Genomic DNA, 21,964 nt, shown 5'->3' on the forward strand with positions numbered 1-21,964 from the left:
TTCAAAATCAATTTCGAAATTGGTCTTGTATGTTCCTTAAAATATTTTGTAAAGTTTGGTCTTTGTTATTCTTTTTTAGTTCGCATCCGTAAACTACAAGAACATTCCAATCTTTATTTTTTAATTTTTCAATATTTTCCTTATCTCTTTTTTTATTTCCTTCGATTTTTTCTAGCCAAAACTCTTCTCTTGTTTTTGGTAATGTTGCATATTTACAGTTTTCGTGTCCATGCCAAAAACATCCATGTATCAGAATTACTGTTTTATATTTAGGTAATACTATATCCGGTTTACCCGGAAGTTTTTTGTCATATAATCTGTAGCGTAAACCTTTGGCAAAAAGAAATCTTCTTACTAAAAGTTCAGGTGTCGTATCCTTTCCTTTTACTTGGCTCATATTAAAGCTCCTAACTTCTTTTGAATGCACATCCGCCATTAGTCATCATTTTTTGTCGATACTAAAAGCTTTCTTACATTCACATCTAGAACCTTTGCTATATCAAACAATGTTTCTATTGATGGCTGTCTTGCATTATTACACCAAAGAGAAATAGTTGCTTGATTCTTGCCAAGCTTTTCTGCGAGCCATTTATTTTTCTTATTTAGCTCTGCCAAAACTATCCTAATTCTATTCAATTCTTTATAAGCCAAAACTATTTGTGTTTTAGGCAAAAATATACAAAAAAAGCATAAAGAACATAAAGTATACCCAATATTCTGATTGAAATAAATATCACTCAAGAAGATGCTGAACTGATTATGAAATTTTTATATAATCCTTGCGGGAATAATCATTAGGAAATGCTTTTCGGAATATATGGCTTAGGGCTTATACGCTTTTACTGCATCAACAATATCCTCCTTGATAAACTCCCAATATTTTCCTCTTAAACAGATTGGGTCAAAATCATCATCGGCAAATTCAAAATTGGAGAGGTTGTTCAATATGAGTTCTTCATCGTGTGTATAAGGATAGCGTTGTTGATGGAGAGAAAGCATGGTAGGAAGGTTGTATTTCTGTAGTAATTCATGCAAATCCCAAAAATCTTTTTTTCGACCTATACGTTGTACTACATCAATTTTCATAGCAATGATTTCTTCGGTCGTAGCCATTCTGATTGCAGCCTCAATCAAAGGAGATTGTATAAAAGCATCCGTATAAAACACATCTAATTTTACTACATTGTCCTTATCTGTGCCCACACTGTAAGATTTACCCATTGCCGGATCTAAATTTGAAAAATGATAGTGGTAGGGAAATGTTTTCTCTATGAATTCATCAATAGCTTTAAAATCAATAGAACCATATGTGGCATCACTAAACAAATCTATATCTACAGACAAACGATGTCCTAATTGAAGACTTAATGCTGTACCACCCACCAAACGAAAAGACTCAAACACAGAGGACTCCATTAGTGTAATCAATGTGTTTTTTAAAAGATCATTGACAGTGTTATAATACATCATAATTAGTCTGTAGTTTTATTGAATCTGTATATAGTATATGGGTTTCGGATATTGGACTCCTGCAAAGCTTGGTTGACTTTTTCAGCACTATAAAAGCGAATGATCTCATCTTTGTCATTCTCATTTCCTCGCTCAAAAACACGTTGAATAACAGCTCTGTATTGTCGATCCCAATCTATGTGTTGAATATCCGTATCCCAAAACAAAGCTTTACTCAGGATATGCAGATCAGGAGTATTTTGGATTTCTTTTTCTTTGATTTTTTGGATATCATAATATGCCTGCAATATCACCAAAGTACCTTCTTCCAAACCAAGTTCTCGCTCAATCTTCAACGCTAATGCCGTACTAATTCCTCTTTTACCTTTGGTAATGGCATTAAACGTTTGAGGATGTTCCTCTAAAGACAAAGCAAAAGGACGTTGTTTGATAGAACGTTTTTTTAATTCTCTATCAAGTACAATACCCGGATGTATTCCTTTATATTTTTCAAATTGCCTAATCATATTACAAATATAAACATTTTTGCTTACATTGTTGTTTGTCGACATAACAATTTAACAAAGGAAAAAAATGAGATAAATTCTCTACATAACTTCGGCTTAAAAAATAACTTTTGTCAAAGTTATATTTCAATTAAGCTTTATATTTCAAAATTTTAAGCCTGTGTTTTTCTTTAAATTATCGTCTAAAATAAGATGTTATGAAAAAGGGTAAAACACCTGAACAGAGCCTTGAAGATATTGACACGCTTTATAAAAAGTTGGAAAAGGAAAAAGAAGATCGTTTGATAGATCTTATTGTCGAAATAATTGTGAGTTCTACAATGAAAGAGTACTATAAAAGTATTGATTCTGAAGATAAGACCACACCCAACAAAGATGAATAACTCTTAAAATTCACTTCAAAAGAAAAAAACAGAAAAAAAAGAAAGCCATTCTGCTAATGGATATTAGATTACGAAGCACTATAAATCCCGAAGGGTGGCGAAGCCATTATGCGTGTGAAGTTATCTTATATCCGTTATCTTTGTTTCCCTTTTTGTTTGTTTTTGATACCTCTATAAATCCTTGCCCATATATTCTTCCAAAGAAGATTTCAGTTGGTCTAAAAATGCGGTTCGGGAACCGGCACGGTATTTCATCCTATGGAAAGAATTGTGCAAATCTCCTAAGGTAATCTGAAACAGTTTTTCTAAAACCAAACTGATTTTTCGTATCCCTATTTTACCGTAGGAAAGTGAACCGTTCGCATAAAGAGCATAAATCAGTTCTATCAGGGCGTTTTTGGTATCTGTCCAATGAATAGCATCAGATGAAATATCTCTTACAGAAAGAGAACCTGCTATTTCATCATCATTAATTTTTTGGAGTATATAGGTATAAAGTAGCTCGTTGGCTATTATCCGAGCCACTTTATTATCATAATAGGTAGAAAACAGCGGGTCAATTTCAAATACAAAACTATTCAGACCATCGTGGAAATTAATGTTGCCTAACCTAAAATAGGTTTCATCACGGTCAGTTCTTCCTGAGCGATAATATCTGTAAAAATCTGAATTGTAGATATGTTCTCTGTATTCCTGCTTTAATTCTTGCAATTGTTCTGAAAAATAACTTGTGTACATTTTTCCTCCTTCAACAGGACAAGCTGTCTGTATGCGAAAGATCTTATTGTGGTAAATGAGTTTGGAGAGGATGTATGGCTTAATGTTGCGAAAGAAGTTGATTTCCTCCCAATGGTTTTTAAAACCCTGCTTTATAATATCCTCTCTTATTGACCATAAATACTCTTTTAGGTATATAGTCATTTGGTGCGCTTCATCAATTATATTAGGCGCAGACAGCGAAATGGCATTTTCTTTTCGCTGTACCTCTGAGATAATATGATTTAATGAAGATACCATTTCGTATTTAGTTTGTTTACAATATTTACTTTTATAAAAAGAATATTGCGTAGTATGATTATTAAAAACACCAAAAGATGTTATTCAAAGAACATATTTATATTAGCTTCAATCTCTAAACCGTTGATGTGGAAATACATAATACCCTTATTCGTTCATTCTTTTGTTATTTGTTATATGTTGCGTTATTCCATCAATAATTTTATTCCAATCTTCGAAATGTAGTTCGTGTCCGGTTCCATCAAGCGTTATTAGTTTTGAGCCGTTTATCTTTTCAAGGAAAACTGCTGAATTCTTAAAATGCCATATTTTATCGTCCGTTCCGTGTATAATTAAGGTTGGTTGATTGATTTCGCTCAATCTGTTCCAGTATTCTTCACCACCTTGCAATGCCGCATGATTGAACATACTTATATAGTTATTAGCTCTTTTAAATTCGGCTCTAATCAGTTTTTCACTTCTTTGTTTGTCAAATTGTTTCCTACCGCTCATCAATTCAGCACCTTGAACTAAATAATTTGCCACACTGTCTTCATTTGTCCAATCTACGGTTTCAGCTTTTCCGTGAAAATCTAAAATACGCGTATCCATTTCAGGAATTGTGGGGTCTGAGTCGCCCCAAGGACCTGATGAGATTAGTGTTATTGAATTTACTCTGTCTGCATATTTTATTGATGCTATTTGAGAAATCAGTCCGCCCAGTGAAATCCCCACAAAATTGGCTTTAGCTATTTTATAGCCGTCCAAAATTGAAATAGCATCATGGGTTAAGTCAACAATATCATAGGGGGTTGAACCTGGTTCGTAATTAGTAGATTTTCCTACATCCCTATTGTCATAGCGAATAACAAAAAATCCCTTTTCAGATAATTTCTGGCAAAATTCAGCATCCCAATACAACATGGATACCGTTGCTCCCGCAATCAAGAGTATTGCCGGATTTTTTTCACATCCAAAACTTTCGGTAAAAAGTCTTATTTCGTTTTTTTTAACTATTTTCTCTTTCATTTCCTCGCCTTTCTGTTTTATAGATTCATTAGTTTTTGGAACGAAAAGTCGGAACTGAACATTTCCGTTTCGTTTATTATTGATTCTGCCTGTGCTTCTCTTCCATAAGCAAACATTTGCTGTTCATAATTTTCAATAGCCTCTTCAATGCTGTTAAATTTCCCATTGGTCAGATTATCCGACAATATCAAGGCATCCATCAACCCGCTGTTTACGCCTTGTCCCGCAAAAGGAGGCATCAAATGAGCAGCATCTCCAATCATCGTTATGGGTAATGGACGCTTACTTTTCCAAGACTTATCTAAGGGAAATATTCGTGTCGCTAACCCTACAAAAGATGATGTCAAACGAATCAGTTCTTTGTAGCGTTCGTCCCAATCGGAAAATTTTTTCAGGAGAAAATCAACGACACTATTTCTGTCTTGAAAATCTACCTGCGTTTTGCTTTTCCATTCATCAGGTGTTTTAAAACTTATTCCAAAATGCAATGCACCATTATTATTGGGATTCGCAAATAATAAATTACCTTGATGAGCAGCCATTAGCCGCTTTCCATTGCATAGCTGAAAAAATCCAGGACAGTTCACCTCTGGTTGATGAATATCGGCTTGTATATTGAAAGTACCTGTTTCTTCAACTTCCGTGTCGGTAACAAATTTTCTTACTTTAGACATTCCACCATTGGCAATAATAACCAGATCTGCTGTTTCACTCGATTTATCCTCAAAAGTTAGTATCCACTTCTCCTTATCAGGTTCAAGGGTAACAAGTTTTCTATCCCAAATGACGGTGTCATTTTGTAAACTATTTAATAGGATAGTCCTTAAGTCATTTCTGTTTATTTCAGGATTGTCAAAACGATTTTCGGGTCTTACATTTTTTGTTGTTAAAATATTGCCCTTTTCATCAACAATATTTACACCCATTGGTAAAGCTAAGTCATAATAAGTTTGTAACAATCCCGCTCTTTTCATTGCTTCCTGTCCCGAATCCCTGTGCAGATCAAGTGTCCCACCAAAAATCCTTGCATCTTGGTCTTTGTCTCTCTCGTAAACTGTAATGTCCACGCCGTTTTGCTGTAACAATCTCGCCATTGTTAATCCAACAGGCCCGGCACCAATTATTGTAATTTTTTTATGTTTTAGTAAAGTCATATTCTTGTTCACTGGTTTTAATGTCAACTAATGTCTGTCAATTTAATCACTTTGTTTTTTTTAAATTCAAACACGGATTTTCCTGATAACTTTAGCTCTTGCCCTTTTTTTAAGCCGTTCGGAAAGTCAATTACTAAAATTGCTATATAATCAATTTCTATTTCAGTGCTGTTGTCAAAATGCCTAAACGATTTAACTGTCTGTGTTCTCTTTGCAAAGTATGTTTTCGCTGTTTCTGCCTGTTGTTTAAACGCTGTTAACCCTTTCAGCGATAAATTGATCTCATTATTTTGAATGTTTTCAAAAACAATATTATCGTCAAGGTCTGCAACCATTTTTTCAATATCAAATTGGTTGTATCCATCGATGTAGTTATTGATGATGTTTACTCTGTCGGTCATATTTTGTAATTATTTATCGGTTACATATTTGTGTTGTCTGTAGGTTGTTCTACGATAATTGCCAACTTTTAACTTCTATACGAAGGAACATTTTGGGATACTTGAACTTTCGATTTAGCGCCAACACGAGCAAACCGAAGTTAGCACCTACTCTCTATTCAGCATATTTTTTAAAAATACTTGTGGCAATGTGTCCGCCAAAACCAAAAGTATTACTCATTGCGTAATTCACTTGCCGTTGTTGTGATTGGTGTAACGTCAAGTTAAATATATCCCTATATTCAGGTTCAATATCTACCGAATTGATTGTTGGCGGAACAATGTTATTCTGAACAGCTTTAATACAAGCGATTGCTTCGATAGCCCCCGCAGCACCTAACAGATGTCCTGTCATTGATTTTGTCGCACTAATATTTAATTTGCCTTGTCTGCCGAAAAGTCTTGCTATTGCTTTTAATTCGCTCATATCGCCTTGTGGTGTTGATGTAGCATGTGTGTTCAGATAATCTATTTCATTGGCGGAAATATTTGCGTCTTCCAATGCTAAAACCATACCTAAATATGCCCCTTCTCCCTCTGGGTGCGTACCAGTTAAATGATATGCGTCTGAAGCCATGCCACCGCCAGCAATCTCGGCAATAATTGGAGCATTTCGTTTTATAGCGTGTTCATAGTTTTCCAAAATAATTGCACCTGCTCCCTCGCCCATAACAAAACCGTCTCTGTTGATGTCAAAAGGACGTGATGCCATTTGCGGATTTTCATTTAAGGTTGACAATGCTTTTGACGCGTTGAAACCACCAATGGCACTTTCGTTGATAGGCGCTTCCGAACCGCCTGTTATTATCATATCTGCTTTGCCCCAACGGATATAATTAAAGGCATCAATGATTGCGGTATTGGAAGTAGCACAAGCTGAAACAGTTGTAAAATTTATGCCCCGAAGCCCATATTTTATCGAGATGATGCCCGAAGCAATATCGACTATCATCTTCGGGATGAAGAAAGGGCTAAAACGTGGTGTTCCGTCCCCTTGCGCAAATTCAGTTACCTGCTGTTGAAATGTGCCGATACCACCATTTCCCGACCCCCAAATAACGCCAATACGGTTTTTGTTCAGCGTTTCAAAATTAATGTTGGCATTTTTAACGGCTTCTTCAACGGAAATTAAAGCATACTGCGTAAACAAATCGTATTTTCTTGCTTCTGCTTTTTCAATATGGTTTAATGGGTCAAAGCCTTTGAGTTCGCAAGCAAATTTTGTTTTGAATTTTGATGTGTCAAATTTTGTAATGGGGTTAGTTCCGTTAACGCCTGTTAAAAGCGACTGCCAAAAATCGTCTACATTATTTCCAATGGGCGTTAATGCTCCAAGCCCTGTAACTACTACTCTTTTCATTATTTTTTCTCTATGTCAATTATTATTTGTCGGGCTACGTCTTCAAAATATATTTCCTTCGTTATCATCGATATTCTTGAAATAGCCAATAAATTTGTCAATATCATTAAAGCCTGAATACGTGGAGTTGCTTTATAAACGAATAAGTTTTCTTTTTCTCCTTTATTCAGAATTTGTGCTAAGTAATCTATCTCTTCTTCTATATAGTTGTTTAATATCGCTTTGATTTGAGGCTCTAAAGTGTTTATATCTGCCGCTAATGCAGCAATTACTGAGACTTTATTTTGCTCTCTTATTAAGATATGTTCATCTATATAACCTCTTAAAGCCGATTTCATATTGCTGTAATTGTTTCGCTTTCTATCTTCTTTATTTTTTTGAATAACATGTTCTAAAACAGCTACAATCAAATCATTTTTTGTCGGAAAATAATAGTGGATAGAAGAAGTTTTAATACCAATTTCTTTAGATATATCCTTGTAACTAAAAGCATTTGTTCCTCTTGTCGTGATAAATGCTATGGCTTCGGTTACTATTTTTTCTTTTGTTTCCATAAAGCAAAGATATAAATTTCTATCTACTAATAGGTAGATTAACTTTTTTTGTTCAAACAGATTTTCCGTTGTACTACAACCTCCTGCGTTTCTTCTTTTTCTTCATTCTTTTGGCAAACTGTTCTTCTTCGTAATCCACACCTTGTGCATCGGGTAACAGGCTAAACAATCCCATATCGAAATTAGCCGAATGTTCTTGTGGAATAAACTCAAAAAGGTCTTTCGCTGGCAAATCGTCTATTGTATTCGGTTTGGAAATAGAGATGTGCTGTGTTTTCAATTCGGGTTTGTTTCCGTTGTTCCACCATTCGTTAAACAGATTGGCTGATAGATTTCTGTCTAACTGTGAGCCGTTCCAAACGGTACGGCTACCGTTGTCAATAAAGGTAATGCCGTAAATCCGTCCGTTGTCATTACGCCTTACAGCAGTATGTATGCTCTGTTCTGCAAGTTGCTTTTTAAATTCCCTTTCGTTGTTTGTGGTGTGCATAGCCAGTTCAACGGTATTCTTTAAAACAGACCTTGCAGGGTTGGTTTTCATTTTCTCTTTGGACTGCTCAAAGTGTTTTTGAAGCTGTGCAATCCCTGCATCTTTCCCGAATAGCGATGATTTGAACGGATTGCTTACCTTTTCTCCCTTGCCGTTCAGTGCAAAATATACCAATCCGTGTACAGGCTTGCCGTTCCGTTCTCCTTTTATTTCCTCTGCCGTAATATTAAAAAATGAAAGCAAGGCGTTGTATGCTCCAAGACTTGTGTACTGATAATATTTTGGCAGATGCCGTACTACCGAAGCCATTTGACTTTTAATATCGCCTTTCTGCTGTTCTACCTTTTTGAAAATCTTATCGGCTTGTTTCTGTTCCTGTTCGGTGGCTTTGTGTAGGTTGTATTTCTGCTCCAAATCCCGACAGATTGCCATCGAGCGTTTGTGGTCGTAATCATCGGGAATTTTCTTTCCGTCAATACCCACGCAGGTTGAAACAATATGAATATGTGTGCGGTCAATATCTGTATGTTTGAAAACGATAAAAGGCTGATTTTTGTAACCCATACGTTCCATATATTCCTGTGCCATTTCCGTAAACTGCTCATCGCTTACCTTGTCTTTCGGGTCGGGGTTCAACGAAATATGCCGTACTGTCTTTTCCGTTTTGATATTGGCAGACAAGTACGGTTCAAAACATTTATGGAAATAAGCTACGGAATACTTTCCGTCAATGGTGTCAGGAATTTTGTTCAACAACAAAACCGCTCCGTTTTCCCTGTCCACTTTCTGCTGATTGTACAGAATAGCACCATACATATTGCTTCCTTTTCCGATTTTTGCAATCATTTTTTTACTCTTTGTTTAGGTATTTCTTTTCAAATTCATCGGTAAGAATTAAAACCTTTAGCAACAGTTCTTTCATTCCTGCGGTCTGTTTTTCCAATTTATAGAGGTATGCAGATGCTTTTTTCTCCGAAAAATTAGCGTTCAATAATCTTACAATCTGGTTGTAATTGGTTGCTATTCCCCGAAACTGACCGAAAAATTTGGTCAGTCCTGTGTAGTATTCTACCGCATTCATATCAATTTTTACGGTCTTTACCGTATTCTGAAAGATGCAAGCCGTAATGAAATGTGCTTTTATGTTCATTCCCGATTGGTCAAAAAGGGCAAGAAACTTGGCATTTACCTCTGCATTCAGGTTAATGGAATACCGATGTACGGCAGGGTCAATCTTCGGTTTTCTACCTGTTTTCCTAATTTGTTTACTGTTCTTTTCTTCCATAATAAATCCATTTTAATGTTAAACCAAAACTGCGACTTCGGAGCGGTTTTCAGCCCCCTACAAGGGCAAGTACTTTTGAGTGCCGAAATTCATTTCGAGCACCTCAAAAGATAACTTGCTCTGAACAGGAGTTCAGAAAAATCCGTTTTGCAAACGGATTGGAGTTAGCCGAAAAAAGCAGTCCGAAACTGCTTCCGTTTTCTGTTCCTAAACACGTTGCTTTCCGGATTAAAACACCTCCATAATCCATTTACAAAGTAAAGAGATGTACCCTGAACCATTGCCATACAGCATAGTGCCAAATGCAACCTTTGAATGCCAAATGATGCCAAGCCATATTAGACCAAAACTTGACTATGTAAGTCGGATTGGAGAAGTGTAAAAACTGCACAAACTACCTTTAAACGCCAAATACTACCTCTGACTGCAACATTTTAAGCCTGACCTATTTCCTTAACTACTTTAGCCGTAACACCACAACGTTAGGCAATGCAGGAGAGAAAGGAAATAGAGAAAATACCGATCGAAGAAGCAATGGAGCTTCTCCGTGAGGCAGGTATTGATGTGGAACAGGAAAAAGCCGAACTGATTATGGAGTTTCTGTACAACCTCACAATGATAATTATCCGTGAATGCTTTGATACCGAATGATTTATTTCGTACTTTAGCTAATCCCACAAAACATTAATACCCACTCAAAAAGATTAGCTATGAAAAGAGCCGATTTATATATCCGTGTTTCCACGGACGAACAGGCAGACAAGGGATATTCACAGCGTGACCAAGAGGAACGTCTGAAAAGGTACTGTGCGACTAATAAGATTGCTGTCGGGCAGGTTATCTACGAAGACCATTCCGCCAAAACCTTTAACCGACCCGAATGGACGAGATTGCTGAACAGCCTTAAAAAGAAAAGTTCAAAGACTGACCTTGTTCTGTTTACCAAATGGGATAGGTTCAGCCGTAATGCAGGTGATGCCTATCAGATGATTAGCACACTCAACAAACTTGGTATAGATCCACAGGCGGTAGAACAGCCTTTAGACCTTTCTATTCCCGAAAACAAGATGATGCTTGCGATATATCTGTCCGCTCCCGAAGTAGAGAATGACCGCAGGGCATTAAATACGTTTTACGGTATGCGTAGGGCAAGGAAAGAGGGGCGTTTAATGGGTAGAGCTCCTTTCGGATATATTAACAGAAGCAAAGAGGACGGAAGAAAATACATTGCTCCAAAAGAACCTGAAGCATCAGCTATGCGTTGGGCTTTCAACGAAATAGCAAAAGGCGTGTTTGCCTGTGACCAAGTACGGCAGAATATGAATACGTTACACAAGACAACTATAAGTCGAAGTGCTTTCCACGTAGCCATACGTAATCCGCTGTACTATGGCAAGATATTCATTGCCAAATTCAAGGACGAAGAAGCACATTTGGTACAAGGTCAGCACGAACCGCTTATCTCTAAAGAACTTTTTGATAGGGTGCAACTGATATTGGACGGAAACAAAAGAGTAGAACGTCCCAATACGAAAATACTTTCAGACGAGAACCTGCCCTTACGTGGCTTCTTGGTATGTCCTGAATGTGGTCGCAACCTGACAGGAAGTGCTTCCAAAGGAAGAACAAGCCGTTATTACTACTACCATTGCGTTTCCTCCTGTGGCTTCCGTCAAAAAGCTGAATTAGCCAATGATATTTTTGAAAAGAGTATGCGTCAGTTTGCATTAAACGGTACCTCTCAAATAGTGAAAAAACTGTTGCTGGACAACTACAAGAAATTCGTGAATAATCCATTTGACGAAAAGAAACAGATTGCACAGGAAATAGATAAACTGAATGCAAGGTTATCAGTAGCACGCAACAAACTGCTATCTGAAATTATTGATGATGAGGAATACCTCGAAATCAAAGATGAGTGTAGAAAACGAATTGAGAGTTTGGAAGAACAGTTGAGCAAGGACGGTTCTGATACCAAGAAAATCAATATAGAAAAGTCTTTGGACAGGGCTTTAAATTACATAGAAAATATTCCCAAAATGTACAGCGAGGGCGAAATAAACACAAGGCGGGATATAATTGGTTCGATATTCCCCGAAAAATTGGAGTTTGACGGAAAAACTTATCGAACCGCCCGAATGAACATCATCGCTAACCATATCTTTCAGATAAACAACGAATTACCCCAAAATAAGAACAGGACAAACGAAAATAAATTTCATTTGTCCTGTTTAGTAGCCCGTAGGGGAATCGAACCCCTGTTTCAAGAATGAAAATCTTGCGTCCTAACCCCTAGACGAACGGGCCGTTTTGTTTTCCGGTGTGCAAATATAGAATTTACTTTTATTAACACAAAATATTTTTCATAAAAATTGCTGATTCCCTTTTAAGGTGCTATTTTTAAGCTGTAAACTACATCATATGAAACTAATTAAAACCCTAAGTCTCTGCGGAGTTCTTTTGTTGGCAGGCCAAGTGCAGGCCCAAAAGAATAATCTGGAAGTAAAATGGGATTTCAATGAAAATTATAACCCCAAAGATAATCTAGCACTAAAGATCATTGTAAAAAACAATGACATGCAGAATTTGAACCTTAAAGGATACAACCTTTGGTTCAATTCCATGTATCCCATTGAAGAGAAAAGTGTGGATGGTTATTCGATACACAACCGCAACGGAAACTTATATTCCATCGATTTTTCGGATCAATCCTTCATCAAAGCGAAAGACTCCTTGGTGATCGATTATAAATCACCCTATCCAATTACGCATACCTCCCTTACTCCAAATGGTTTTTACCTTCAAAACAGAGATAATCCCAAGGAAATCATCAATATCGGACATCCGCAGGTGATTCCGCTGCATCTCAGTTCCGAGGAACAGAACAAATTTCTAAACGAACTCTTTGAAAAGAATGCTTCCAGGATCTCTTCGGGTGAGCAGTTGATTCTTCCCACACCTGCCCATATCAAAGTAGGTAAAGGGTCTTATAAATTCAATTCCGATGTCAGTTACTATATTCATGAACATTTCAACTTTGCTCTAAAGCCTTTCCAGGAACTCGCTCAGCAACTGAGCCAATTCCATTTTGTCAACGGAAATGAAGGGGATGCCAACATCAAGATCCTCTATAAAAAAGGAATGGCTAATGAGGAGTACAATCTAAAAATAGACAACAGAGGCATTTCTATTGAAGCGAGCGAGCCAGCTGGAGCATTCTATGCTCTACAATCCATCAAGTCCTTGCTTACTGCAGAACAATTGAAGGGCAAGGCAGATGTAAGCCTTCCGTATTTGGAAGTCAATGACAAACCTAGGTTCGAATACCGTGGTTTTATGATGGATATAGCCCGTAATTTTAAGGGTATTGAAACCATCAAAAAATACATTGATGTATTGGCTCAATTGAAGGTCAACAAACTCCATCTGCACTTCATTGATGATGAAGGTTGGCGATTAGAGATCCCATCCTTACCGGAGTTGACAGAAATTGGCTCCCAACGATCACCTTTCTATCAGGACGGGACGAGTATTCAACCTGCCTATGGATCTGGAACGAACGTGACTGAAGGTCATTTCTTGACCAAAGCCCAATTTCAGGAAATATTGAAATATGCTGCGGCAAACTATATCTCCGTCATTCCAGAGATTGAAACGCCAGGTCATGCACGAGCTGCCATCAAATCAATGGAAACTCGGTACAACAGGTTAATGAAAGCTGGTAAAACCCAAGAAGCAGAAGAGTTCTTACTTTACGAAGCCGAGGACAAATCCGAATACAGTTCGGCGCAATACTGGGACGATAATGTGATGAACCCGGCCTTGCCTTCCGTTTACCGCTTTTTAGACGTTGTATTGGACGATATCAAGAAGATGTATGATGAGGTTGGCTTGAAGTTAGAGGTGGTTTCCCTGGGAGGAGATGAGGTTCCAGCGGGTTCATGGGAGAAATCTCCGGCCATCCAGGCCCTGATGAAAAAAGAAGGCTTTAAAACTGTTTATGAGGTTTGGCCCTACTACGTCAAGAAGATCAACGAAATCTGTGCCTCCAAAGGGTTGATCATGGCTGGATGGGAAGAGTTCGGAATGGTCAATAAAGGATCTGGAATGGTAGTCAATGAGGAGTTGGCTCATCTCAATATGCATCTTGATGTATGGAACAACGTAATCGGGGGAGGCCATGAGGATTTAGTCTATAAATTGGCCAATGCTGGATACAAGACCATGTTCATCAGCGCAGCTAATCTCTACCTGGATATGGTCTGGGACCGTGATTTCAGGGAGCCTGGATTAAAATGGGCCGCAATATCCGATCTTTATCATTCCTTTTCATTGTTGCCTGAGAACTTTTTCTCCAATATGGCCATTACGGAACCTGGCAAGAAATTGGAACCGAAATACCTGGCTTCCAAGGTAAGGTTGACCGAAAAAGGAAAATCTAATCTCTTAGGTATTAAAGCCGCTCTTTGGGCAGAGACCGTATTGACCCCAGAACGCATGGACTATATGTTGTTCCCAAGGTTATATGCTTTGTCTGAGCGCGCTTGGGCTCCTAAAAGAGTGTGGGAGGAGGATTCCAAATTTGATAAGAAGGCCTTTGCTCAAAGCTATTCCGATTTTGTAAATAAAGTAGGGAAGAAGGAACTTCCGAAACTGGACCTGATCGCTGATGGGTTCAACTATAGATTACCTTCCGTAGGCGTTGTCCAAAAAGGGAACAAAATCCAAGCAAATATTGAATATCCTGGCTTTGATATCTTCTATACCCTTGATGGTTCAGAACCTAATTCAGGATCACAGCGATTCCCTATAGATGGAATCCAGGTCAAAAAAGGAGACAAGATCAATTTGGCTGTAGTAGACGATAAAGGCAGGATAGGAAGAGTATCAACCTACCTAGCCCAATAAAATACTATCAAAATGCAGAACATCCAAGGCTATTAATCCTATAACCTTGGATGTTCTCCTTTCTTATCTGAAAAAGCCTTTCCACTGTCCCATATCTCACATCTCTTAACCTTTAAATCCCAAAAACGAAGCAAAGCATAAATGCTTGTGCAATATATCGACCTTTTTAAAACCTACCTTCTCCAACAAGTGCAATTGATAGAGTAGGGGCCTTGGAGAATCCTCTTTTTCTATATAGGCGAAAACATGTTCCTGATAGGCTTTATCTTTCAATTTCACTAAAAACTCTCCATATCGGTCATTATACATGAATTTTTGGATTTCAGTACTGTTTTGTTCCACGATGTCGAAAATCCAAATACTTCCACCCTCATTCAGCAAACCATGGAGTTTCATAAATGCCTTTTCCCAATCTTCATCATCCCTTAAATGATGTAAGACCATGGTTGCAATGATCACATCATATTTGCCCTTGGGTAAATCAATGGACCTAAAATCGCCCTTAAAAACTTGAACTTCGCCCTCAGTATGTTCTTGAACCCTATGCTTTGCCCTGTCCAGCATAGGTTGACTTAAGTCGACTAAATCAACATTCACCTTATTATTGCTTTTCATTAGGGTCTTGATGGCATAGTTACCCGCACCGCAGCCGATGTCCAATATGTTTTTGAGGTTCGGATACATATCCCTGATTCCATCGGTAATCAATTCCATATTCAATACTGCATCGATGGTATTCGCCTGACTGGTTTCCAGATTTGCAAAACGCTCCACATCGGCATCAAACCGCTGTTCTATTTCTACTAATGTTGATTTTTCCATAATCTATTGTTCTATATCCAAATTTATCGGATTCAGTTATACCTAAAAAATACTATTTTTATCATAGTACAATACTTTTTAGGTATCATGGAGCTAAGACATTTATTCTATTTCAAGACCTTGGCAGAAGAGCTTCATTTTGGAAATGCAGCCAAAAGGCTCTTTATTTCCCAGCCACCGCTGAGCAGGCAGATTAAGGAGCTCGAAAATGAATTGCAGGTCGATCTTTTTCACAGGAACAACAAAAAAGTAGAACTTACAGAAGCAGGGCAGTACTTCTATGCGCAAATCAATGAATTGATCGATCATTTGGAACAGGTGAAGAATACAACCAGACTGATCCATGAGCAGGTGTCAGGTGAACTGCGTTTGGGTTATATCAGCTCCACACCAAAGGGACTTATTGCGAGAATCTTGGAAGAACTCAAAATTAGCTTTCCAAATTTGCAGGTCAATCTCATTGAGGCTTCCAGCCAATCGCAAATCGCATCTTTGGAAAGTGGTAAATTGGATCTTTCCATTATCCGTAGCCACAGCCCAAATGCAGTTGTGGTCAAAAAGTTATTGTTCAAGGATGAACTGTGTATCGTGGGGAATGCCAATAATTATAGACTAGCATCCATGGATCAATTAAGCAAAATGGATTATATCTCTTTTAACCAAGATTACGCTCCTGAGTATTTTAGGCACAGCGAAGAGTTTTGCAATAAATTAGGATTTGAACCCAAGGTAAAGCATCAATGCAACAATATGAACGCTATCTTGGAACTGGTCAAGCTAAATATTGGTTATGCCATTGCACCATTGAGTATGGTTAAAGACATGTCAGACCTTTCGGTATTAAGCTCATCTAATCTGAAACATAAAGTGGAGAGCAATGTTTATCTAGCCTACCATCAGGATAACTCCAGGACAGGCTTGATGCAGATCATAGAAAGGATCATAAAGATTCAAAGATAAAGGCCATTCAAGTTATTGAATGGCCTTATTATATCCTTTAGATTGAGTTTTAGATCCTTAAAAGGATTTGAACTTTTCTGGTTCCATTTCTGTAAAAGAAGCTACCTTTTGATAGGTAATGCTATCCGAAGTCGCTTTAAAGGTTGTAGGTAAGATCAACCCATTACCAATATCCTTATAGCCGTTCACCAAATAGCTCTTATTGTCATAGTCCAAACGTTTCACCAGCCCAGACTCTTCACTGACATAAAAGCTTCCGGAGTTACCTAAGAAATTTGAGAAATCCAATTTCTGAAGCTTCTCTGCATTGATGATCTTGCTGCTGCTCTGCGAACTGATATTTGACGACATAATGGTGATCGGTAAAGAAAGCACCTTCAAGTCAATGTTGTACTGAGCGATCAAATCAGGCAATAATTCCTTATAGGTCTGTACGGCCATTTCAGCACCATTTTCATCATATACATGGTTTAATTTTTGGTTCTGAACATTTAACAATGCTACTACATTTTCATTGTTCAGCGTACCTTCAAAACGAACATTCCCAGTTTGTTTATCCAATAAGAACTTTCTGTTTCCGCTGATAGCAGGGTATTTGCTGTTCCCCGATACGGTAAACATAATATACTTTGTGGTTTCCCATTTGTTCTTACCACCTACTGCATTCCAGATTTTATCGACAATGCCATTGGACTGAGCCAATAGGACTGCTGGAGAAATAGTGATGGCAGCAAATATTAAATAGATATAGAAAACTATATTCTTCTGTTGTTTCATAATACTGAATTTTGTGATAATATGAGAGGAATTCACTACGTGCATAAAGCTGCAACCCCAAAATCAAATTGGGAATGATTGAGTTGCCTGGTCCGTATGTGTATTTTGTTTCATAACCTCCTAGATATCAAAAACAATACCATTAATGGTTTTTATGGATTAGGCCCATTTGGATTGCCGTAATGGCAGCTTCTTCACCTTTATTTCCGTGCTTGCCACCCGCTCTGTCCAATGCCTGTTCTTGGTTGTCTGTTGTTAATACGCCAAAAATTACCGGTTTATTATATTTTATCCCTACCTGCGCGATACCATTGGCTACCGCATCACAGATAAAGTCAAAATGTCTTGTTTCACCTTGGATTACACAGCCTAAGGTAATCACGGCGTCCAATTCTTGATTACGCAAGGCAATGTCGCTCCCTGAAATCAATTCATAGCTCCCAGGTACTTCAATTAATTCAATGTTCTCTTCTTTCGCTCCGTTTTCTAATAATCCTTTGTATGCTCCATTCAACAAAGCTCCTGTGATTTGGGCATTCCATTGAGAAACTACAATCGCAAATTTCAGATTCTCAGCATTGCCCACCTGTAAATGGGAAAAATCAGATAGATTTTTTAATGTACTCGACATAGATATAAATTAAAATAAAAAGGCTACCAAAGGTAGCCCTCAAAGTTAATTAAAATATTTTTGGTATTCCGTCAATGCTTATTGACCTCCTGGTATTAATTCCTTTACTTAAAAGTATTTCAATATCTAATTACTAACTACTAAATACTTAGTACCTAGATTTAGTACTATTACTGTTGTTTAGCCTGTACGCGAGCGATAAAGCTATCCACAGTTGTAGATTCAGCGCTTTCAGGATACTCATCTCTGATTCTTTGGTAAGCAACCTCAGCATTTTTGTAATCCTGTAATTCTTCATATACCAAACCTAATTTCTTTAAGAAGATTGGGGTTGTATAAGCATTAGCACTCTTATCAGCTGCTTTTTTGTAATAGTTGGCCGCCTTATCATAGATTTTCTCTTCTGAATATGCATCACCTAAAAGACCGATAACCAATGGGTCCAATACTTGACTTCCAGTCTCTGTATATTGTTCTAGGTATTTGATTGCTTCTTTAAAGTTCTTTTGACGCAAGTATAGTCCACCTAGGTAAGCATTCGCTACGTTTGCAGATTTAGTGTTGGAATATTCGTCGGCAATTTCTTTGAAACCTGGGAATGAACCATCACCATCGATAGCTTTTTTCTGAAGCGAATCAATAGTAGCGTAATATTCCGCTTGGTACATTTGGTTAGCAGCTTTCTCTGCTCTTGGTGCCAGATATAGTTTTTGGTATCCAAAATATAGAAGGATCAATACAACGATACCTGCTACAATAAAGATGATACTCTTTTCATTTTCTTGGAAAAATGATTTCTTCGGCCCTGTTTTTACCGCTGAAGAACCGTTTTGATTATTTTGTGACATTCTTAGTTTTAATAGATTACGGAACGCAAAAATACACTTTTAAAGAATACTTGCAATAATTTAGGAAAAATATTTAACAGCCTTACGGGTTGACATTGACCATGGTTTCCTGATCCAATTGTTCATAAATGGAGTTCTGACTTTTGAATTCCGGAACCATGACTTTCATTTGTCGCACTATATTAAGGCTGTTGTTGCTGTCCAGCTGTTTGGATAGAACGTGTATTTCATTTTTTACTAACTCAAAATCATTTTCACGAACCTTGGCTATCATGATTTTTTCATGATGCGTAGGCATCGTGTTTTCAAGGTCATTCAATAGCTCCTCATAGAGCTTTTCACCTGGTCTTAACCCTGTAAATTTGATGTCTATGTCCTTGATAGGGGTAAAGCCTGATAAACGGATCATCTTTTTAGCCAAATCGACGATCTTTACGGATTTGCCCATATCGAATACAAAGATCTCACCGCCATTCCCCATGTTTCCAGCTTCAATCACTAATTGACAAGCCTCTGGGATGGTCATAAAATATCGCGTGATATCAGGATGGGTGACCGTTACTGGACCACCTTTTTCAATTTGATCCTTAAATCTTGGGATTACCGAGCCATTAGAACCCAATACATTTCCAAATCGGGTAGTAATGAACCTTGTCGATTTGATACCGTTGACAGTCGTCAGGAAGTTGTTCAGGGATTGAACATACTTTTCGGCAATTCGCTTGGTTGCTCCCATGACATTGGTTGGGTTAACCGCTTTATCAGTAGAAACAAAAACAAATTTTTGAACATCAAACTCAACCGCCAAATTAGACAATAGATAAGTGCCGAAAACATTGGTTTTCACCCCTTCACTAGGGTGGTTTTCCATCATTGGAACATGTTTATATGCTGCGGCATGATAAACATAATGCGGTTTAAAAGTCTCGAAGAGCAGTCGCATCCGTTCTTCACTTCTGATATCTGCTATATACGAATGATAGATCTGGTTCTTGAATTGATCTTGGAGATCTAACTGTAAATTGTGCAAAGGAGATTCTGCCTGGTCGCAAAGAATTATCATTTGCGGTTCGTATTTTCCAAGTTGTTTAGAGATCTCACTTCCGATTGAACCTGCAGCACCTGTAACCAATACGCGTTTCCCACGTAATTGATCCATTAATTTTTCATTGGAAATCTGGATCGGCGCCCGTTCCAATAGATCCTCAATTTTTATCTGTTTGATCTGTGCAGGGGATAGATCACCATTGATAATCTTGCTTACCGGAGGCAAGGTCAGGACCGTGATATTATGTTCCAATGCTTGATCAATAATGTTGTTCTTGATATCAATATCAATATTGGAAGAAGCAATGATCAATTCATCAACGCCAAATTTATGGACGGCCCTTGTGAAATCCTTAGAACCATAGATCTTAAGCCCATCGATGGATTTTCCAATTTTTTCTTCATTATCGTCTATATAGGCTACGATGGTCTTTTCAGAACGGAAATCATGCTCAAAAGTTCTTTTAACAGCTATACCTAAATCCCCAGCGCCATATACGATGGCATTTTTACGGCCATTTCTCGTAGATTTCGTGTACTGAAAGAAGATTTTGATACAGGTACGGTATGTGGTTAAACCCGTAAAGGCAAATAGAGCATAAATGATGATCAGGTTTGTCGGAATGTTGATATGTATTTGTAACGCGATAAAGATTAACTTAGCGATAAACATGATGATCGAAGTGAATACGATCGTCGATAAAATACGGATAGAATCTACCGCAGAGGTATACCTGACAATTCCACTATATAACTTAAATACCATAAAGGAAATGGCAGTTAAAGTCATGCAAAATAAGAACTCAATTGAGAAGTCCGTTTTTGAGAAAGAATCTACGTTGAAGTTGTTGTAAAGGGTAAATGCAAGTAAGAAGGCACAGGCTGATACGGCTATGTCAAACATAAAAATAATCCATCTAGGAACTATCTTGATGTGATTCAACGGCTTAATTATTCTCATCGTAACGGGTTAGTTTGTAAACTTACGATTATTATAGTTTATTATTTTAATTTTAACCAAATATAATCGTTTAAGCTTTATTTGTTGAAATATTATTGCGTATTTTTAACTTGCATTATATTTACGTAAATGATAAATGTATCAAAATTAGCTCAAGAAGGAGTACTACAACCTAAGGAAGCTATGCTTTCGAAAGACAGAAAAAAAGGTAGTCTAACTATCGGTATCCCTAAAGAAAATACCTTCCAAGAAAACAGAATTGCACTAACCCCTCTATCTGTAGGATTGTTGGTTGAAAATGGTCATGAAATCATTATTGAAACGGGAGCTGGTGATGCTTCCAACTTTCAGGACCATCACTATAGTGAGCAAGGAGCTCGTATCGTATACGACAAAAAAGAAGTTTATAAAGCTGACCTGATCATAAAGATTTCCAGCCCGACCTTGAAAGAGGTGGAGCTCATGAAAAACAGACAGGTGCTGTTCAGTTCCCAGCAACCTTCATTGATGAAGCTTGAAGTCCTGAAAGCTTTGATGAAAAAGCAGATTACCGCGCTTTCCTTCGAATATCTACAAGATGAGGGCGGACATCTATCCGTTGTCCGTGCAATGAGCGAAATCGTCGGAGCGACCTCCGTTCTGATTGCAGCAGAATACCTATCCAATGTTTTTGATGGAAAAGGATTGATGTTGGGTGGAGTCACTGGTGTTCCACCAACAGAAATGGTTATCATTGGCGCCGGCACGGTGGGTGAATTTGCAGCAAGGACTGCTATTGCACTGGGTGCACAGGTCAAGGTCTTTGATAGCTCTGTATATAGGCTGAGACGCTTACAGAGTAATGTAGGCAGTCGTGTATTCACTTCCGTGGTTCAACCTATTGTTCTTAATAAGGCAGTACGTACCTGTGATGTTGTCATTGGTGCGGTCAGGGCGAGAAACGGTCGAACCCCTTGTTTGATATCTGAGGACACGGTATCCAAAATGAAACCTAATTCGGTTTTGATAGATGTCAGTATCGACCAAGGCGGGGTGTTTGAAACATCCGAAGTGACCAACCATGATAAACCCACCTTCAGAAAATATGATGTCATCCATTATTGTGTGCCTAATATCGCTTCTAGGGTGGCCAGAACCGCTACTTATGCCTTAACGAACATCTTTACTCCAATATTGATCGAAATTGGCGAAGCCGGCGGAATGAATAATATGATCTGGGCAAACCAAGGCATTCGCAGTGCAATCTATTTATATCACGGAAACCTAACTAACAAAGACATGAGCGAGAAGTTCCAGTTGCCTTGCAAGGACCTGAACCTAATCGTCATGGCGAATTTATAAAC

Annotated in this window: 23 protein-coding genes and 1 tRNA gene; 6 read left to right on the plus strand and 18 right to left on the minus strand. The window is 37.9% G+C overall.

The window, feature by feature from the left end; all coding sequences use genetic code 11:
• Positions 1–7: 7 nt before the first annotated feature.
• The 4 genes from ACWIB3_RS13370 to ACWIB3_RS13385 form a co-directional block, all read right to left on the minus strand.
• Complete coding sequence (locus ACWIB3_RS13370; protein ID WP_286480927.1) at positions 8–436, minus strand: very short patch repair endonuclease; 429 nt, start codon at positions 434–436, stop codon at positions 8–10.
• The gene (locus ACWIB3_RS13375; protein ID WP_435659248.1) at positions 436–651 is read right to left on the minus strand and encodes a helix-turn-helix domain-containing protein; all 216 of its coding nucleotides are present in this window, start codon (positions 649–651) and stop codon (positions 436–438) included. Before ACWIB3_RS13375 ends, ACWIB3_RS13370 begins: the two co-directional genes overlap by 1 nt.
• Positions 652–822: 171 nt before the next feature.
• Positions 823–1,470 carry a nucleotidyl transferase AbiEii/AbiGii toxin family protein gene (locus tag ACWIB3_RS13380; RefSeq protein ID WP_454291864.1) on the minus strand — a complete coding sequence of 216 codons (648 nt, stop codon included), beginning with the start codon at positions 1,468–1,470 and terminating at the stop codon, positions 823–825.
• A 2-nt stretch (positions 1,471–1,472) separates the two neighbouring features.
• A complete protein-coding gene (locus ACWIB3_RS13385; RefSeq protein ID WP_286480939.1) occupies positions 1,473–2,021 on the minus strand; it encodes a DUF6922 domain-containing protein in 549 nt (182 codons plus the stop codon).
• A gap of 152 nt (positions 2,022–2,173) precedes the next feature.
• On the opposite strand from ACWIB3_RS13385, the gene ACWIB3_RS13390 reads away from it, so the two are divergent.
• Positions 2,174–2,359 carry a hypothetical protein gene (locus ACWIB3_RS13390; protein WP_286480944.1) on the plus strand — a complete coding sequence of 62 codons (186 nt, stop codon included), beginning with the start codon at positions 2,174–2,176 and terminating at the stop codon, positions 2,357–2,359.
• 171 nt (positions 2,360–2,530) lie between these two features.
• On the opposite strand, the gene ACWIB3_RS13395 is transcribed toward ACWIB3_RS13390, so the two are convergent.
• The 8 genes from ACWIB3_RS13395 to mobA form a co-directional block, all read right to left on the minus strand.
• Positions 2,531–3,376 (minus strand): RteC domain-containing protein, encoded by an 846-nt coding sequence (locus ACWIB3_RS13395; RefSeq protein WP_286480946.1) that lies wholly within the window; start codon positions 3,374–3,376, stop codon positions 2,531–2,533.
• 147 nt (positions 3,377–3,523) lie between these two features.
• Positions 3,524–4,384: a macrolide hydrolase EstT gene (estT, locus tag ACWIB3_RS13400; RefSeq protein WP_104483794.1), complete on the minus strand. Its 861-nt coding sequence runs from the start codon at positions 4,382–4,384 to the stop codon at positions 3,524–3,526.
• Between the two features lie 17 nt (positions 4,385–4,401).
• Complete coding sequence (tet(X), locus tag ACWIB3_RS13405; RefSeq protein ID WP_410114064.1) at positions 4,402–5,538, minus strand: tetracycline-inactivating monooxygenase Tet(X); 1,137 nt, start codon at positions 5,536–5,538, stop codon at positions 4,402–4,404.
• Between the two features lie 23 nt (positions 5,539–5,561).
• Positions 5,562–5,939, minus strand: a complete 378-nt coding sequence (locus ACWIB3_RS13410) for a nuclear transport factor 2-like protein (protein WP_075168334.1) — start codon at positions 5,937–5,939, stop codon at positions 5,562–5,564.
• Between the two features lie 154 nt (positions 5,940–6,093).
• A complete protein-coding gene (gene fabF, locus ACWIB3_RS13415; protein WP_454291865.1) occupies positions 6,094–7,338 on the minus strand; it encodes a beta-ketoacyl-ACP synthase II in 1,245 nt (414 codons plus the stop codon).
• A complete protein-coding gene (locus ACWIB3_RS13420) occupies positions 7,338–7,892 on the minus strand; it encodes a TetR/AcrR family transcriptional regulator (protein WP_454291866.1) in 555 nt (184 codons plus the stop codon). Before ACWIB3_RS13420 ends, fabF begins: the two co-directional genes overlap by 1 nt.
• Positions 7,893–7,965: 73 nt before the next feature.
• Positions 7,966–9,228 carry a conjugal transfer protein MobB gene (mobB, locus tag ACWIB3_RS13425; RefSeq protein WP_454291867.1) on the minus strand — a complete coding sequence of 421 codons (1,263 nt, stop codon included), beginning with the start codon at positions 9,226–9,228 and terminating at the stop codon, positions 7,966–7,968.
• Between the two features lie 4 nt (positions 9,229–9,232).
• The gene (mobA, locus tag ACWIB3_RS13430; protein ID WP_454291868.1) at positions 9,233–9,667 is read right to left on the minus strand and encodes a conjugal transfer protein MobA; all 435 of its coding nucleotides are present in this window, start codon (positions 9,665–9,667) and stop codon (positions 9,233–9,235) included.
• A gap of 489 nt (positions 9,668–10,156) precedes the next feature.
• On the opposite strand from mobA, the gene ACWIB3_RS13435 reads away from it, so the two are divergent.
• Together ACWIB3_RS13435 and ACWIB3_RS13440 are read left to right on the plus strand one after the other, a co-directional pair.
• Positions 10,157–10,318: a hypothetical protein gene (locus ACWIB3_RS13435; RefSeq protein ID WP_454291869.1), complete on the plus strand. Its 162-nt coding sequence runs from the start codon at positions 10,157–10,159 to the stop codon at positions 10,316–10,318.
• A 59-nt stretch (positions 10,319–10,377) separates the two neighbouring features.
• Positions 10,378–11,940: a recombinase family protein gene (locus tag ACWIB3_RS13440; protein ID WP_454291892.1), complete on the plus strand. Its 1,563-nt coding sequence runs from the start codon at positions 10,378–10,380 to the stop codon at positions 11,938–11,940.
• Here ACWIB3_RS13440 and ACWIB3_RS13445 read toward each other — a convergent pair.
• Positions 11,903–11,974 (minus strand) — tRNA-Glu (locus tag ACWIB3_RS13445). The genes ACWIB3_RS13440 and ACWIB3_RS13445 overlap by 38 nt on opposite strands.
• A 114-nt stretch (positions 11,975–12,088) precedes the next feature.
• On the opposite strand from ACWIB3_RS13445, the gene ACWIB3_RS13450 reads away from it, so the two are divergent.
• Complete coding sequence (locus tag ACWIB3_RS13450) at positions 12,089–14,575, plus strand: beta-N-acetylhexosaminidase (protein ID WP_454291870.1); 2,487 nt, start codon at positions 12,089–12,091, stop codon at positions 14,573–14,575.
• A gap of 105 nt (positions 14,576–14,680) precedes the next feature.
• On the opposite strand, the gene ACWIB3_RS13455 is transcribed toward ACWIB3_RS13450, so the two are convergent.
• A complete protein-coding gene (locus ACWIB3_RS13455) occupies positions 14,681–15,397 on the minus strand; it encodes a class I SAM-dependent methyltransferase (protein ID WP_454291871.1) in 717 nt (238 codons plus the stop codon).
• Between the two features lie 87 nt (positions 15,398–15,484).
• Here ACWIB3_RS13455 and ACWIB3_RS13460 point away from each other — a divergent pair, with 87 nt between their 5' ends.
• Entirely contained in the window at positions 15,485–16,357 is an 873-nt protein-coding gene (locus tag ACWIB3_RS13460) for a LysR family transcriptional regulator (protein WP_454291872.1), read from the plus strand.
• 57 nt (positions 16,358–16,414) lie between these two features.
• Here the strand turns inward: ACWIB3_RS13460 and ACWIB3_RS13465 are convergent, their stop codons facing one another.
• From ACWIB3_RS13465 to ACWIB3_RS13480, 4 genes are all read right to left on the minus strand, one after another.
• Positions 16,415–17,134, minus strand: coding sequence for a hypothetical protein (locus tag ACWIB3_RS13465; protein WP_185213884.1), 720 nt, complete (start codon positions 17,132–17,134; stop codon positions 16,415–16,417).
• Positions 17,135–17,276: 142 nt separating this feature from the next.
• The gene (gene ribH / locus ACWIB3_RS13470) at positions 17,277–17,765 is read right to left on the minus strand and encodes a 6,7-dimethyl-8-ribityllumazine synthase (protein ID WP_185213885.1); all 489 of its coding nucleotides are present in this window, start codon (positions 17,763–17,765) and stop codon (positions 17,277–17,279) included.
• 170 nt (positions 17,766–17,935) lie between these two features.
• Entirely contained in the window at positions 17,936–18,613 is a 678-nt protein-coding gene (locus ACWIB3_RS13475; RefSeq protein WP_185213886.1) for a tetratricopeptide repeat protein, read from the minus strand.
• Positions 18,614–18,695: 82 nt separating this feature from the next.
• On the minus strand, positions 18,696–20,621 hold the full coding sequence (locus ACWIB3_RS13480; protein ID WP_454291873.1) for a polysaccharide biosynthesis protein: 1,926 nt from the start codon (positions 20,619–20,621) through the stop codon (positions 18,696–18,698).
• Between the two features lie 129 nt (positions 20,622–20,750).
• On the opposite strand from ACWIB3_RS13480, the gene ACWIB3_RS13485 reads away from it, so the two are divergent.
• Entirely contained in the window at positions 20,751–21,962 is a 1,212-nt protein-coding gene (locus ACWIB3_RS13485; RefSeq protein WP_185213888.1) for an alanine dehydrogenase, read from the plus strand.
• Positions 21,963–21,964 lie beyond the last annotated feature (2 nt).

The sequence above is a fragment of the Sphingobacterium sp. NPDC055431 genome, assembly GCF_053644255.1.

What these genes read in the sequence shown, in the direction of transcription:
- ACWIB3_RS13370 (WP_286480927.1), bottom strand. Translation starts at nt 436, where the DNA reads ATGGCGGATGTGCATTCAAAAGAAGTTAGGAGCTTTAATATGAGCCAA.
- ACWIB3_RS13460 (WP_454291872.1), top strand. Translation starts at nt 15,485, where the DNA reads ATGGAGCTAAGACATTTATTCTATTTCAAGACCTTGGCAGAAGAGCTT.
- ACWIB3_RS13420 (WP_454291866.1), bottom strand. Translation starts at nt 7,892, where the DNA reads ATGGAAACAAAAGAAAAAATAGTAACCGAAGCCATAGCATTTATCACG.
- ACWIB3_RS13390 (WP_286480944.1), top strand. Translation starts at nt 2,174, where the DNA reads ATGAAAAAGGGTAAAACACCTGAACAGAGCCTTGAAGATATTGACACG.
- ACWIB3_RS13450 (WP_454291870.1), top strand. Translation starts at nt 12,089, where the DNA reads ATGAAACTAATTAAAACCCTAAGTCTCTGCGGAGTTCTTTTGTTGGCA.
- mobB (WP_454291867.1), bottom strand. Translation starts at nt 9,228, where the DNA reads ATGATTGCAAAAATCGGAAAAGGAAGCAATATGTATGGTGCTATTCTG.
- ACWIB3_RS13385 (WP_286480939.1), bottom strand. Translation starts at nt 2,021, where the DNA reads ATGTCGACAAACAACAATGTAAGCAAAAATGTTTATATTTGTAATATG.
- ACWIB3_RS13465 (WP_185213884.1), bottom strand. Translation starts at nt 17,134, where the DNA reads ATGAAACAACAGAAGAATATAGTTTTCTATATCTATTTAATATTTGCT.
- ACWIB3_RS13410 (WP_075168334.1), bottom strand. Translation starts at nt 5,939, where the DNA reads ATGACCGACAGAGTAAACATCATCAATAACTACATCGATGGATACAAC.
- estT (WP_104483794.1), bottom strand. Translation starts at nt 4,384, where the DNA reads ATGAAAGAGAAAATAGTTAAAAAAAACGAAATAAGACTTTTTACCGAA.
- ACWIB3_RS13440 (WP_454291892.1), top strand. Translation starts at nt 10,378, where the DNA reads ATGAAAAGAGCCGATTTATATATCCGTGTTTCCACGGACGAACAGGCA.
- ACWIB3_RS13395 (WP_286480946.1), bottom strand. Translation starts at nt 3,376, where the DNA reads ATGGTATCTTCATTAAATCATATTATCTCAGAGGTACAGCGAAAAGAA.
- ACWIB3_RS13455 (WP_454291871.1), bottom strand. Translation starts at nt 15,397, where the DNA reads ATGGAAAAATCAACATTAGTAGAAATAGAACAGCGGTTTGATGCCGAT.
- fabF (WP_454291865.1), bottom strand. Translation starts at nt 7,338, where the DNA reads ATGAAAAGAGTAGTAGTTACAGGGCTTGGAGCATTAACGCCCATTGGA.
- ACWIB3_RS13380 (WP_454291864.1), bottom strand. Translation starts at nt 1,470, where the DNA reads ATGATGTATTATAACACTGTCAATGATCTTTTAAAAAACACATTGATT.
- ACWIB3_RS13480 (WP_454291873.1), bottom strand. Translation starts at nt 20,621, where the DNA reads ATGAGAATAATTAAGCCGTTGAATCACATCAAGATAGTTCCTAGATGG.
- ACWIB3_RS13485 (WP_185213888.1), top strand. Translation starts at nt 20,751, where the DNA reads ATGATAAATGTATCAAAATTAGCTCAAGAAGGAGTACTACAACCTAAG.
- ACWIB3_RS13435 (WP_454291869.1), top strand. Translation starts at nt 10,157, where the DNA reads ATGCAGGAGAGAAAGGAAATAGAGAAAATACCGATCGAAGAAGCAATG.
- mobA (WP_454291868.1), bottom strand. Translation starts at nt 9,667, where the DNA reads ATGGAAGAAAAGAACAGTAAACAAATTAGGAAAACAGGTAGAAAACCG.
- ribH (WP_185213885.1), bottom strand. Translation starts at nt 17,765, where the DNA reads ATGTCGAGTACATTAAAAAATCTATCTGATTTTTCCCATTTACAGGTG.
- ACWIB3_RS13475 (WP_185213886.1), bottom strand. Translation starts at nt 18,613, where the DNA reads ATGTCACAAAATAATCAAAACGGTTCTTCAGCGGTAAAAACAGGGCCG.